We start from the raw sequence: 12915 nt of genomic DNA on the forward strand, positions 1-12915 counted from the left end.
TGGGGGACATGAGCCAGTTCGGATATGCGATCAGACAGCTGTCGGCCGCCCAGAAATCCTCGAAGGGAGTGTCCCTGTACTCGCGTTATGTGAACCGGCCGGCCGGCCGGGTGTTAGCTGCCGCGGGCTACACCCTGAAATTGACACCCAATCAAATCACCTTGATCAGTGCCGTGTTCACCTTTGCCGGCGTGGTCATGATTGCGACGCTGCGGCCCTCTCCCGCCGTGGCGGCCGGCATTTTCGCGGCCCTGGTCATCGGCTTCGCCCTCGACTCCGCCGACGGACAGCTCGCCCGGCTGACCCGGACCGGCAGCGCCGCGGGGGAGTGGCTGGACCATGTGGTCGACTGCGCGAAGATGCTGGCGCTCCACATGGCCGTACTGGTCTCGTTCTACCGCTACTTCGGATTCTCCGACCCTCGCTGTCTGCTCCTTCCCGTCGTCTTCCAGTTCGCCGCGGTGGTGGTCTTCTTCGGCGGCATCCTCACCGAACAACTCCGGCGCGCCGAACGGCAGAAGAACGGCGCGGGCGGGCCGGCACCCGCGGCACCGGCCTCCATGCTGCGCTCGGTCGCACTGCTTCCCGTCGACTACGGAGTCTTCTGCGCGATATTCCTGCTGTTCGGCAGCCGGGACCTGTTCACGGCGCTGTACTGCTGCCTGCTCGTCGCCCATGTGCTCTTCATGGTGGCGTTCCTGGTCAAGTGGTACCGGGAATTGTCCGCCCCCGGCCACTGACGGGCCCGGGACGGACAACGCACCCGGGCACGCAGCCCGGGTGCGGCGGGGGTCAATGCGGCGGGTTCACGCCGGATGCGCGAGCCCGTCGAGCACCTTGCGCAACAAGGAACTCGAGGTGTGCACGGTGTAGGGGAAATAGATCACATCGACCCCGACCGTCGCGAAATCCCGCTCGAGCTTTTCGCCCTTGGGCGTCCCCCGCCAGTCGTCGCCCTTGAAGAGAACGTCGAACCGCACCTGCTGCCAGGTCTCCAATTTGTCGGGCACCGTCTCGACGAACGCCGCGTCCACGAACCGGACACTGCGCACGATCTCCAGCCGCTCGGTGAGCGGAATAACCGGTGCCTTTCCCTTGGCCTGCGTCGCCATTTCGTCCGACACCACACCGGCCACCAGATAGTCGCACTGGCTCCTGGCATGCCGGAGAATGTTCAGGTGCCCGACGTGGAAAAGGTCGTAGACCCCGGGTGCGTAACCTACTCGGTGCGTCATTTACCCCCCACTTGCCCTGCGGTCAGTTCCTGGCGGTCACATAGACCGGGCCATTGCGTCCCGAGACATTGGTGCCGTCGGTGACCTCGATCGAGTAACGGTGCTGGGACCCGGGCTCCACGGTGTCCGTGAAGCTCATATTGGGCCGGTTCCAGTAGCGCGAGTCCTGGTTGAGCGAGGTCAGGTACTCGCCGTCACGGTAGATCTTGTAGGTCAGGACGCCGTCGTCCCGGTCCCAGGATGCCTTCCAGTTCAGCGTGATCCTGCCGCGCGAGCCGCTGGAACCGCTGAGCAGCGGCACCTGCGGCGCCCCGGTGTCCGGCGCCGCAGTGAACCGGGTCAGGCCCTGCTGCGGTGCGTCGTTGACGGTGGTGAACTCGCCCCCCGCCCACAGGACCCCGTCCGCCATGGTCAGTGCCCGCGGGCCGATCTGCTCGCCGATCCCGTCGTTGGTGTCCGGGAACCACGGCAGGATCGTCTTGTCGGAGATCGACTGCGCCAGGAAGTGCTGGCGGTTGTTGATGTCCGTGAAGCCGCCCGGGGTGTCGGAGCAGTCGTGCGCGTGCGACCCGCTGTAGAGCACGCCCTTGTAGGGCAGCACCGTCTGGGTGGCGCCCAGGCAGGTGTCCTTCCACAGCTGCGAGCCGTCGGACAGCCGTCCCGCCGCCCGGCCGTCGAAGACCCCGCCGCCGGTGCCCTCGGCGCCCAGGTAGAAGTTGGTGCCGTCGTTGACGAGCGCCTTGACTGCCGACCGGTTGGGGATCCAGCCGGTGAAGGAGTTGACGACCTTGCCGGTGGTCGCGTCCAGTCCGGCCAGCGCGTGCACGCCGAACAGGCTCCCGTTCACCGAGGTGAACCGGCCGCCGATGATGACCTTGTTGAGCTTGGGGGCGACCGTGAGGGCGTTGACCGCCGGGGTGGGGTCGTTGCCGACCGAGGAACCCCGGATCGTCGCCTTGAACGGCAGCAGGGTGCTGTCGGGCCGCAGGGCGGCCACCCGCTCGCGGGTCTGCCCCTGGACGGTGCCGAAGCCGCCGCCGAGGTAGACGGCGTCGTCGGTGACGTCGATGGCCCGTACGGTCGAGCTGACCGTGGGCTTCCAGTCCGCCCCGATCGTGCAGTCGGCGGTGTTGAGGGCGGCTGTGTTGGACCGCCCCACCGGGCCGGCCTTTCCGAACGAGCCCCCGATATAGATCATCGAGCCGTCGGGCGAGGCCTTCATGGCCCGGATCGTGCCCGTGCCGCCGGTGAACGCCGGCGCACACGGCAGCGGCTGACCGGTCTTGGCGTCGAAGGCCGCGAAGTTCGTACGGGCGACTTCACCGGTGCCCGGGGCCGCGCCCGGCGGCCGGATGTGGCTGAATGTGCCTCCTACGTACACGATGCCCTTGGCGTAGGCCATGGCCCACACGATGCCGTCGGTCTGCCAGGTGCTCAGCGGATCGGCGGTCAGCGTGGATTCACCGGTGGCCTGAGCGGGACCGGCGGTCAGTGCCGTGGACGCGGTACCCAGTACCGCGGCCGCGAGCACGAGATGGATGGTTCTGCTTCTTTGGCGCACAGGTCCCCCCTGGAAGCATGGCGCGATGGGAATTGTCGGGAGAGGAAGCGGGAACGAGACGATTTCTGTTCGGAAATGAGCCCGGTGTTCACCGCAAGTTATCCGAACCACGCTTGCGTAGCGCCCCGAAGAACTCCCCTACCCCCAGCGGCAAACGATAGCGCCAGATGGCGGCCCCGAAAGCCCCAATCGACAAAACAATTCCCAAGAACGCACCAGGAACGCTGTCACCGAGAAATGTCCGCATGGCGAACACGGGGAGCGCCACCGCCACCACGCCGACCAGCGCGGCACCCGCATAGCCGCGGTCGGCGGTGCGAAAGCCCAGCCGGTAGCGGGCCAGTAGCGCCGAGGCACCGTTGTCCACCACGATCGCCAGGGCCCAGGAGACCGCCGCGCCCAGCACCCCGTACCGCGGAACCAGCCATACGGCGCTGCCCAGTTGGACCACGAACGCGGCGCCGGCGACAGCCAGATTCCAGACACTCCGGCCGGCCATCAGGATGACCGTCTGCGCGTTGCCCACGCCGACGTTCACCAGACAGGCGGCCGCCAGTACCACCAGGCCGGGCGCCCCATCCAAGAAGCCGGGCCCGAAGAGCGACAGCACGGTCCGTGGGTAGGCGGCGAGGACCAGGAACACGGGCCAGGAGAAGAGCGCGATCCAGCGCGTCGACAGCCGGTGCAGATGGCGGGCGCCCGGGGCGTCGCCGCCCGCGAGCAGCCGGCTGATCTGGGGAGCCACCGCCAGCCGGATCGCCAGTTGGAGCAGTGTCCCCGCGGTGACCAGACGCCCGATCGCGGTGTAGACGCCGGCCTCGGCGGCGGTGCCCAGGACCGACAGCAGGATCACCCCGGTCCACACCGCGGTGATGTCGAACACCGAGGAGATGGCCCGCGGACCGGCGAAGGCCCAGAACTCCCGTGCCTGCGGCGGCGGCCGGCCGGTACCCGGATGCGTACGGCAGGACCTGCGCAGCGAGACGCAGGCGGCCACCAGACCCAGCACCCCCGGCACCAGCCAGGCCGCCGAGAGCGCGCCCACACTCGGCGCGAGGAGGACCAGCGGCACCGCGAGGAGGACTCGCAGCGCCGGTTTGCCGATCTGCTCGACGCCCACGAAGGGCACCACCGAGCCGTACCCCCGGGTGGCCCCGAGCAGCACCAACGCCACCGTCGTCACCGGCAGGAACACCGCGAACAGATGGATCAGCGAGGCGGCCTGCCCCGGTTCCAGATCGGGCAGCAGCAGGCCGGCGAGCCCCGGGGAGAACAGCAGCGCCGCCGCCCCCGCGGTGCTCGCCAGCAGCGTCGGCAGCACCGAGATGCGCAGCAGCGCCGATACCCCGCCCCCGCCGCTGAGTTCGAGGTCCCGGGAGACGAAGCGGACCAGGGCGGTATCGGCCCCCAGCTTGAGCGTGTTGCTCAGGATGGTGAAGGCCGCGACGCCGGTGAAGACCGCGCCGGCCCCGCGGGCCCCGAGCCCATGGGTGACCACGGCGACGAGGACGAACCCGAACAGCGCGTTCGCCGCCGAGCCCGCCAGGCCGAAGAGGCTGCCGCGGGCGGTCGTGGCGACCCCGCGCCCGCCGCCCGCGGCCGGTCCGGGGGCCGTCGGCGCGGGCCGGCCACAGTCCGCCGGGCGGATGGCCGTCACCTGCGCAGCGAGGTGGTGTCGGCGTCCAGGGGCCCTCTGCCCGCCGGCGCCGGGCCGGCGGCGGGCGGCGGCGGGCCGGGCTGCTGCGGAGGCGGTGCCACCACGGCGGCGCGGCCACGGCTCCGGCCGCGCTTGCGGTGGGTGGGCCCGCCGTCCGTCAGCCGGCGCAGCGACGGCCCGTGGCTGCCCTTGTCCAGGACGGCGCCCAGGATGTGTCCGCCGGCCGTGGTGATCAGCTCCCACACCCGGTCCAGGTCGTCCCGGCGGACCTCGTTCATGTCGCACACCACCACGACGCCCGCCGCCTGCTTGGCGACGGCCAGCCCGTCCGCATGCGACAGCAGCGGCCCCGTGATGACCACGACGTTCTCGTTCGGTCCCGACGGCGTGTTGAGCAGCCGGGCGAACTGCGGAGAGGACAGCGTGCGCGCCGGGTTGGGGACCTCCCGGCCGGGCAGCAGATCGAACCGCCCGTCGACGCCCGCGTCCACGGCGAGCCGTTCGCCGTCCGCCCAGCTGCCCGGCACCGGCCGGCCGTGGCCGGGGTGCACCGGCAGCTGCTGGGCGAGCCGTGGGGTGCGCAGATCGGCCTCGACCAGCAGGATGTCGTTGCCGATCTCGGCGAACGCACCGGCCAGGTTGACCGCGACCGACACGGCGTCCGCGTTCTCCCGGGGGGCGACGATCAGCAGACTGCCCCGCCCGGCGAACCGCTGGTCGTGCACCAGCCGGAAGGCGATGGTGCGGTAGGCCTCCGCGCGGTTGCCGCGGCCGTTCCGGCCGACCTCCAGCAGCTCCGTTCCCCCCTGCCGGCGCGGCAGGATGCCGAGCACCGGCGCCCGCAGGTTGTCCTGCACATCCGCCACCGACCTGACCCGCGGTTCCAGCACCGAGCGGACCCAGGCCGCCAGGATGCCCAGCACCAGCCCGATCACGGCGCCGGCCAGCAGCAGCACGATGAGACCGGGACTGGACGGGAAGGCGGGCGGGTCGCCCTTGCGGACGATGTCGCCCGGCGTGGTGTCGAGGGACTTCAGGCTGGAGATCCGGCCCTGCAGATCCGCTATCTCCGACACCAGGTTGCTGCGCTCGGACTCGTCGGTGGCCCGCCCCGACCCGCTCGCCCCCGCGATCCGCCGGTCCAGCACCTTGCGCTGCTCCTGAAGGGGCTTCAGCTCCTCGCCGAGCTTGCTGACGGTCTTGTCGATCCGCTGGGTCGCGGCATCCTGCCGGTAGTCGAGGTACGCATGCACAAAGGCGTTGACGAGCGCGGACGCGCGGTCCGCGGAGTCCGCGCTGTACTCGAACATCAGGGTCTGGGTCTCGGGCGGATTGCTCACCCGCAGATCGCGCTGGAGCTTGGCCGGGTCGGCGTCCAGCTTGAGGGCCTTGGCCGCCCCGGCCGCGACCGACGCGCTCTGGGCGATCTGCCGTTCGGTGCCCATGCTGATCTGCTTGTCCACCGAGACACCGCCGGCCTCGAAGGGAGCCGTACTGATCGCATGCACCACCACCTCACCCGTCGCCGTGTACGTCGAGCCGCCCAGCAAGGACACGGCGGCGCCGCCGAGCATGCCCAGCACCAGCCCGAGTACCAGCAAGGCGCGATAGCGGAGGAGCTGGCGCAGCTGGTCGCGGATCTGGTCCGGCTCCTCCGCGGGCTCGTCGAAGACGCTCACGTACGTGCTCCTCCTGTGGGTTGAGGTGAGGTGACGCGGTCCGCCGGGGATACCGGGGCGCTCGCGGACTCCTGCGGGGCCGGCGGCAGGATCCGCCGCCCCGCCTTACGGGTGATCAGCAGGGGGATGCACACCAGCAGCGCCAGCGGGCCCACGATGGCCATCAGACTGCCGCGCAGCAACACCAGCTGGTAGAAGCCGAAGGCGGGCACCAGCAGCGCCGCGAGGGTGCCCCCGCGGCGCCGCAGCCGGTGCCGGAGGATGTCGATGCGCCGCCCCACCGCGCCGACCAGGCCGAAGACCGCGATGACCGACGGGAAGCCGGCCCACATATAGGTCTCGACCCACAGCGGCGCGGACAGATTGGTGAAGGTGTAGCCCGCGTGCCGGGCGAGCAGGATGCCCGCGTCGTCGGGCTTGCCGGACCATACGGCACGCGGCACGAAGAACAGCGGCGGCCCCAGCGCCGCCGTCGGGGTGAAGCCATGGGTACGGACGTAGTCCACACCCGTCTCGATCTGCTGGAACGCGTCATAGTCGCCGTTGGAGGTGAACTGCTCGGCGAGCGAGACCACATGGACCTCTTCCCGCTTGTCGTAGCGGAAGTAGTCGCTGTACGGGAAGACCACCAGCACCACGGCCGCCACGGCCGCCGCACCGAAGCGGAAGGCGCGCGGCCCCCGCAGCCAGGACGCGCTGAAGACCAGCGCCAGCAGAACCGTTCCGGCCCAGAAACGCGGCTGGCTGATGGGGTTGTTGACCACGACGTTCACCGCGATCAGCAGCGGCAGCAGCAGCCACCGCAATCCGCGCAGGGTCCGGTCGCCCTCCGAGAACCGCGGTACGTGCACCAGCGCCACCAGCGCCCAGAACGCCGGTACCGAAAGGGCCCAGGCCGCCATCGCCCGGTCCGCGGAACCGGCAGGTTCCGCCGCTGCCGCCGCCTCGTTGGCCGCCTGCCGGCTCAGGAAGAAGGCCGACAGTCCGCCCTGTCCGGGGATCAGCACGACGGCCAGCAGCAGTGCCAGGCCGCACAACAGCAGCACCCGCACCGGCGACAGCCGGCGGGCCAGGAGCGGTTCGAGGACCGCGGAGGAGCGCGCCGACCGCCAGGACGCCAGCGCCGAGCCCGCGCTGTAGGCCACAAGTCCCGTCTCCACCACGGCCGTTGTCGTGAACGCGGTGTTCGCGTCGACCATGAATCCCCGCGGATACGCATCCGTCGCGAGCATGGCCAGCGGCGCAAGTCCCAGCCAGACATACGCGAAGAGCCAGAAGCCGAAGGCGATCACCCGGGCCCGGACGTCCGTCAGTACCCGGGCCAGCGCCCCACCGGTGTGCAGCACCACCACGCACTGCACGGCGAGCGCGGCACCGAGTCGGGCGTCCAGCGACTGCAGGATCAGCACCGGCAGCAGCACCACCAGCAGCAGCGCCCAGCAGCACAGTGCGGCGAGGCCGCGCACCGGCGCCGTGGCGCCGGACTCTTTCCCCTGCCCCATCGGCTCACCTCCCCCCAACTCCCCACCAGCGATCACAATCTAAGGGACATCGGGAGAACAAGGTCGCCTTCGGGACACAATCGCAACCCAATTCACAGCCCGCGGGCCCCGGCGGGCTCCTACGATGACCGCACATCCTGAGGGGGGCCAGTCTTGGAAGACTCGTTTGCGGGCCGGTGTGTGCTGGTGGTCTCGACCAACTACGCACCCGAACACACCGGCATAGGGCCGTACTCGACGCAGATAGCCGAGCACCTGGCCGCATCCGGCGCCGACACCCATGTCCTCGCGGGCATGCCGCACTACCCGGCCTGGCGGGTGGCGGAGGGGTATCGCGGCCGGTGGCGGATACGGGAGCGCCGCGGCGGGGTCACGGTGCACCGCCGGCGCCACACCGTGCCGCCGCGTCAGACCGCCCTGCGCCGCGCGCTCTTCGAGGCCGGCATCCTGGCGCACGGCGCCGTGGCACCACCGCGTATCCGCCCCGACGTGGTGCTCACCCAGATGCCCAGTCTGGCCGGGGGAGTGCTGGGCGGGCGCCTCGCGCGACAGGCGGGGGTGCCGCACGTCGTGGTCGTCCAGGACCTGATGGGGGCCGCCGCCGAACAGAGCGGCATCCAGGGCGGTGGCCGGGCCGCCGCCCTGGCCGCAGCGGTGGAGGCCAGGGTCCTGCGGGGGGCGGCCGTCGTCGGGGTGGTGCACGAATCGTTCGTGGACCGGGTCACGGCGATGGGCGTGCCGCGCGACCGGGTGCAGGTGGTGCCCAACTGGACCCATGTGGAGGGCCCCAGCGGCGACCGGGAACGGACCCGGGAGCGGCTGGGCTGGTCCGCGAAGGAGACCGTGCTGCTGCACGCCGGCAACATGGGCCTCAAGCAGGGACTGGAGGTACTGGTCGAGGCCGCGCGGCTCGCCGACCAGGAGGCCGCGCCGGTACGGATCGTGCTGATGGGCGACGGCAACCAGCGCGCACACCTGCAACGGCTCGCCGCGGGCGTCTCCTCGCTGTCCTTCCTGCCGCCCGCCGACACCGCGGAGTTCCCCGAGGTGCTTGCCGCCGCCGACGTCCTCGCGGTGACGCAGAAGGCCTCCGTGCTGGACATGAGCCTGCCGTCCAAGCTCACCTCGTACTTCATGACGGGCCGGCCGGTGATCGCGTCGGTGGCCGCCGAAGGGGGGACCGCCCAGGAAGTGCTGCGCGCGGGTGCCGGGTCGGTGATCGCCCCGGAGGACCCGAAGGCGCTGCTCGCGGAGGTCCGGGCACTCGCCGACGACCCGGAGCGGGCGGCCCGGCTGGGAGCCCGGGGCCCGCAGTACGTCGAGGAGCGGCTGAGCAGCCGGGCCGGTCTGGAGCGGATCATGGCGCTCCTGCGGAGTGCGAAGGCCGGGCGGTAGCCGCGGGCGGCGGGGGCGGTGTCCGTCCCCGCCGCCCCGGATCACCGGGCGCCGGACCGGGCGAGCGAGCCGTACAGCTCCTCCAGCCGGTCGGCCACGGCCGCCAGCGAGAACTCCGTCTCGACGGCCTCCCGGCCCGCGCGGGTGACGCGCTCGCGCATCGGTTGGTCCTCCAGGAGTTGCAGCACCGCGTCCGCCAGCTGTTCCGGCGAACCGTCGGTCACCACAGCGGCCTCGCGCCGCTGGAGGGCCGGGGCGATACCGCAGCTGTCCGTGCAGACCACCGGCGTGCCCACCGCCAAGGACTCCAGCACGCTCATCGGGAACGGTTCGTCGACGCTGGGCAGGACGTACACGGTGGCCCGCGCGGTCCGGCGTACGGCGGCGTCGTGATCGAGGGCCCCGCCGTACGTCACCACCTCGCCGAGCCCTTCCCCGGCGATCAGCCGACGGACCTCCGCGAGCCGCCCCTCGTCCGAACCGTGCAGGGTGAAGGACACCTCGGGCCGCTTGCGGTGTACCAGCGCGGCCATCCGCACGAAGGCCTCGGGTCGTTTGCGGCTCTGCAGGCGGGCGAGGAACAGCACGTCGGCCGCGCTCCGGTCCGCGTCGCCGTCCCGGACACGGACTCCGTTGGGGAGCCTGACCAGGCGCGGGCCGCGCGGCCCCAGCACCTGCCGCAGTCCGGCCTCTTCCTCGTCGGTGAGCACCAGTGCCGCCACCGCCCGGCGCAGCAGCGGGACATACACCCGGTCGAAGAGCCGGGCCACCGCCGAGCGGCGCGGCTGGACCATGCCGTGTGTCTGCACCACGAAGGGGCGGCGGCGCACCACGGCCACCGCGAGCGCGGCCAGCGAGACCAGATCGCGCCCGGCATGCAGATGCAGCGCCTCCGCCCGGCCGGCACTCCGCCAGAGCAGCGGCAGCAGACCGGGGTGGAACAGGCCGAGGAACCCCTGCCCCGGTACCAGGGTGCGGGCCGGCCGGGCGCGGAGCGGCACTCCGTCCACGGACCGCGGGGGCGCGCCCCGCCCCCGCCACAGCGAGACCAGCTCCACCCCGTGGCCGCGCGAGGCCAGCTCTTCCAGCTGCCCGGTGGCCACGCTCACCGGGCCGCCGTACGCCCCGTCGTCGCTGACCAGGGTCACGACATGGGTGATCCTCATACCGCACCCCCGGTGGTGTGCACGACCCCCGGAGGCACATCGCGATGGGCCACCACGCCGGCGCCGACCACCGCACCCGCCCCGACGGTGACGCCGCGCAGCACCATGGCGCGGGCGGCCACCCAGGAGCCCTCCGCCAGATGGATCGGCGCGTTGTCGAACTCGAAGGTGGGCGAGCGCCGTTGATGGCTTCCGGTGCACAGCACGGCGCCCTGGGACACGCAGACGTCACGGGCGATGCTGATCGGCTCCAGGTTGATCAGCCAGGAGTCCTCGCCGATCCAGACGTCGTCGCCGACCGTCAGCTTCCACGGCCACTGCACCCGCACCCGGTGCCGGATCAGCACCCGTTCGCCTATGCGGGCGCCGAAGGCCCTCAGCAGCGGGGGCCGCAGCCGCGGCGGGCACCACCACTTCATGAACACCAAGTTCAGCACGGCGAACCAGGCCGCCTGCGTCAGCAGCCCCCGGCCCTTGTCGTAACCGGCGCCGGTGAAACCGCGCAGCCGGCGGTCGGTGGCGGCGGAGGCGGTGGCGGAAGTGGAGGTGGACGTAGAGGTCATCGGTCCACCCGCACCCGGTGGCCGGAGAGCTCGTCCGCCAGCTGCCGTACATCCGACTCGACCATGATCCGGGCGAGTTCGTCGAACTGCACCTTCGCCGACCAGTCCAGCAGGCTCTTGGCCTTGGACGCGTCGCCGATGAGCGCATCCACTTCGGAGGGTCGCTCGTACTTCGGGTCGAAGCGCACATAGCGCTCCCAGTCCAGCTCCACGGTGGCGAAGGCGGCCTGGAGGAAGTCGCGTACGGTCGCGGCCACACCGGTCGCCACCACGTAGTCGTCGGGCTCGTCCCGCTGGAGCATCAGCCACATGGCCTCCACGTACTCCGGGGCGTAGCCCCAGTCGCGGACGGCGTCGAGGTTGCCCAGGTAGAGGTGTTCCTGCAGTCCTGCCTGTATGCGGGCCACCGCGCGGGTTATCTTGCGGGTGACGAAGGTTTCGCCCCGCCGCGGGCTCTCGTGGTTGAAGAGAATGCCGTTCACTCCGAACAGCCCGTATGCCTCGCGGTAGTTGACCGTGGACCAGTACGCCATCACCTTGGCGCAGCCGTACGGGCTGCGCGGGTGGAAGGGCGTCGCCTCGTTCTGCGGCGGCGGGGTGGCGCCGAACATCTCCGAGGACGAGGCCTGGTAGAGCCGGGTTTGCACCCCGCTGGCGCGGATGGCCTCCAGCAGCCGTACGGCGCCCAGCCCGGTCACATCGCCGGTGTACAGCGGAGCGTCGAAGGAGACCCGGACATGGGACTGGGCCCCGAGGTTGTAGACCTCGTCGGGCTGCACATCGCGCAGCAGGTTCACCAGGGCGACCCCGTCCGAGAGGTCGCAGTGGTGCAGCAGCAGTCTGCGGTCCGGGGTGTGCGGGTCCTGGTAGATGTGGTCGATGCGCTCGGTGTTGAAGCTCGACGAGCGTCTCATCAGCCCGTGCACCTCGTAGCCCTTACCGAGCAGCAATTCGGCGAGATAGGAACCGTCCTGTCCGGTGATTCCTGTGATGACCGCGGTTTTCGGCATGGCTTCCCCCCACGAGAAGTGATGTACATCGGGATCGGTCGATCAATTCCCACGCGCCGGCGGACCGCGGGGCGTGGACGCTACCCGCTCCGTGGCCGGTGGTCGAGAGCGGAGCGCGGCAGATATTTCCTGAAATGGCCGGTGGGCGTATCGGGAGGACTGACACAATCCGCCCTATGGATGACTTGCTGCCCACACCCGCCCGCGTCTTTGTCGCGGGCCACCGAGGCCTGGTGGGATCCGCCGTGGCCCGGCGGATGACCGCCCAGGGCTATGACGTGGTGACCCGTACGCACGCGGAGCTCGACCTGCGAGACGCCGATGCCACCGCGGAGTTTCTGCGCGCGGCCCGGCCCGATGCCGTCGTCCTGGCGGCCGCCAAAGTCGGCGGAATCATGGCCAACAGCACCTACCCCGTGCAGTTCCTGGAGGACAACCTGCGCATCCAGCTCAGTGTCATCGCCGGTGCGCACCAGGCCGGGGTCCGCCGCCTGCTGTTCCTCGGATCGAGCTGCATCTACCCCAAGCACGCCGCGCAACCGATCACCGAAGACGCCCTGCTGAGCGGTCCGTTGGAGCCCACCAACGAGGCATACGCGATAGCCAAGATCGCCGGACTGGTCCAGATCCGGTCCTACCGCCGGCAGTACGGAGCCTCCTACATCTCCGCCATGCCGACGAACCTCTACGGGCCCGGCGACAACTTCGACCTGGAGACCTCGCACGTCCTGCCCGCGCTCATCCGCCGCTTCCACGAGGCGAAGGAGAAGGGGCAGGCGGAACTCACCCTCTGGGGCACCGGCACCCCACTGCGCGAGTTCCTGCACGTCGACGACCTGGCCGCGGCCTGCGAAGTGCTGCTGCGCCGCTATGACGGCGACGACACCGTCAACGTCGGCTGCGGCGAGGACCTGACCATCGCCGACCTCGCGTCCTGTGTCGCCTCGGCGGTGGGCTACGAGGGGCGGATCGCCTTCGACCCGTCCCGTCCCGACGGCACCCCGCGCAAGCTGCTCGACATCAGCAGGATGCGTGCGCTGGGCTGGTCGCCCACCATCCCGCTGGCGGAGGGCATCGCCCGGACCTACCGGGCGTGGCAGGAGGAGGCGGCCCGGGTGTGAGCGGGCCCGTCCCGTGGTGTGCGTCC

The 12915-nt window shown here is 70.9% G+C and carries 11 protein-coding genes; 3 read left to right on the forward strand and 8 right to left on the reverse strand.

The annotated features are described in order from the left end of the window. The first annotated feature begins 8 nt into the window (after positions 1-8). Entirely contained in the window at positions 9-740 is a 732-nt protein-coding gene (locus ACGFR7_RS02700; RefSeq protein ID WP_393312171.1) for a CDP-alcohol phosphatidyltransferase family protein, read from the forward strand. A 66-nt stretch (positions 741-806) separates the two neighbouring features. Here ACGFR7_RS02700 and ACGFR7_RS02705 read toward each other — a convergent pair whose 3' ends face one another. The 5 genes from ACGFR7_RS02705 to ACGFR7_RS02725 form a co-directional block, all read right to left on the reverse strand. Then, the gene (locus tag ACGFR7_RS02705; protein ID WP_393312173.1) at positions 807-1235 is read right to left on the reverse strand and encodes an adenylyltransferase/cytidyltransferase family protein; all 429 of its coding nucleotides are present in this window, start codon (positions 1233-1235) and stop codon (positions 807-809) included. Between the two features lie 22 nt (positions 1236-1257). After that, positions 1258-2766 carry a fibronectin type III domain-containing protein gene (locus ACGFR7_RS02710; RefSeq protein WP_393312175.1) on the reverse strand — a complete coding sequence of 503 codons (1509 nt, stop codon included), beginning with the start codon at positions 2764-2766 and terminating at the stop codon, positions 1258-1260. Positions 2767-2884: 118 nt separating this feature from the next. Beyond that, the gene (locus ACGFR7_RS02715) at positions 2885-4453 is read right to left on the reverse strand and encodes an oligosaccharide flippase family protein (protein ID WP_393312177.1); all 1569 of its coding nucleotides are present in this window, start codon (positions 4451-4453) and stop codon (positions 2885-2887) included. After that, positions 4450-6132, reverse strand: coding sequence for a lipopolysaccharide biosynthesis protein (locus tag ACGFR7_RS02720; protein ID WP_393312179.1), 1683 nt, complete (start codon positions 6130-6132; stop codon positions 4450-4452). Before ACGFR7_RS02720 ends, ACGFR7_RS02715 begins: the two co-directional genes overlap by 4 nt. Beyond that, positions 6129-7634 carry a hypothetical protein gene (locus tag ACGFR7_RS02725; protein ID WP_393312181.1) on the reverse strand — a complete coding sequence of 502 codons (1506 nt, stop codon included), beginning with the start codon at positions 7632-7634 and terminating at the stop codon, positions 6129-6131. Before ACGFR7_RS02725 ends, ACGFR7_RS02720 begins: the two co-directional genes overlap by 4 nt. A gap of 186 nt (positions 7635-7820) precedes the next feature. Between ACGFR7_RS02725 and ACGFR7_RS02730 the strand changes: the two genes are divergently transcribed. Then, complete coding sequence (locus ACGFR7_RS02730) at positions 7821-9029, forward strand: glycosyltransferase (protein ID WP_393312644.1); 1209 nt, start codon at positions 7821-7823, stop codon at positions 9027-9029. A gap of 41 nt (positions 9030-9070) precedes the next feature. On the opposite strand, the gene ACGFR7_RS02735 is transcribed toward ACGFR7_RS02730, so the two are convergent. Genes ACGFR7_RS02735 through gmd form a run of 3 tightly spaced genes read right to left on the reverse strand, consistent with a single transcriptional unit; the run spans position 9071 to position 11768 of the window. Next, entirely contained in the window at positions 9071-10195 is a 1125-nt protein-coding gene (locus tag ACGFR7_RS02735; protein WP_393312183.1) for a glycosyltransferase, read from the reverse strand. Beyond that, entirely contained in the window at positions 10192-10758 is a 567-nt protein-coding gene (locus tag ACGFR7_RS02740; RefSeq protein WP_393312185.1) for a putative colanic acid biosynthesis acetyltransferase, read from the reverse strand. The genes ACGFR7_RS02735 and ACGFR7_RS02740 overlap by 4 nt, the downstream gene beginning before the upstream one ends. After that, positions 10755-11768 carry a GDP-mannose 4,6-dehydratase gene (gene gmd, locus ACGFR7_RS02745; protein WP_392374677.1) on the reverse strand — a complete coding sequence of 338 codons (1014 nt, stop codon included), beginning with the start codon at positions 11766-11768 and terminating at the stop codon, positions 10755-10757. The genes ACGFR7_RS02740 and gmd overlap by 4 nt, the downstream gene beginning before the upstream one ends. 176 nt (positions 11769-11944) lie before the next feature. Between gmd and ACGFR7_RS02750 the strand changes: the two genes are divergently transcribed. Beyond that, entirely contained in the window at positions 11945-12889 is a 945-nt protein-coding gene (locus ACGFR7_RS02750) for a GDP-L-fucose synthase family protein (RefSeq protein WP_393312187.1), read from the forward strand. Positions 12890-12915 lie beyond the last annotated feature (26 nt).

It is taken from the genome of Streptomyces sp. NPDC048516 (assembly GCF_043199875.1).
Lineage (GTDB): Bacteria > Actinomycetota > Actinomycetes > Streptomycetales > Streptomycetaceae > Streptomyces.

Bases quoted from the DNA above. Each gene is read 5' to 3' on its own strand.
- ACGFR7_RS02700 (WP_393312171.1), top strand. From the start codon at position 9: ATGAGCCAGTTCGGATATGCGATCAGACAGCTGTCGGCCGCCCAGAAA.
- gmd (WP_392374677.1), bottom strand. From the start codon at position 11,768: ATGCCGAAAACCGCGGTCATCACAGGAATCACCGGACAGGACGGTTCC.
- ACGFR7_RS02705 (WP_393312173.1), bottom strand. From the start codon at position 1,235: ATGACGCACCGAGTAGGTTACGCACCCGGGGTCTACGACCTTTTCCAC.
- ACGFR7_RS02725 (WP_393312181.1), bottom strand. From the start codon at position 7,634: ATGGGGCAGGGGAAAGAGTCCGGCGCCACGGCGCCGGTGCGCGGCCTC.
- ACGFR7_RS02740 (WP_393312185.1), bottom strand. From the start codon at position 10,758: ATGACCTCTACGTCCACCTCCACTTCCGCCACCGCCTCCGCCGCCACC.
- ACGFR7_RS02750 (WP_393312187.1), top strand. From the start codon at position 11,945: ATGGATGACTTGCTGCCCACACCCGCCCGCGTCTTTGTCGCGGGCCAC.
- ACGFR7_RS02735 (WP_393312183.1), bottom strand. From the start codon at position 10,195: ATGAGGATCACCCATGTCGTGACCCTGGTCAGCGACGACGGGGCGTAC.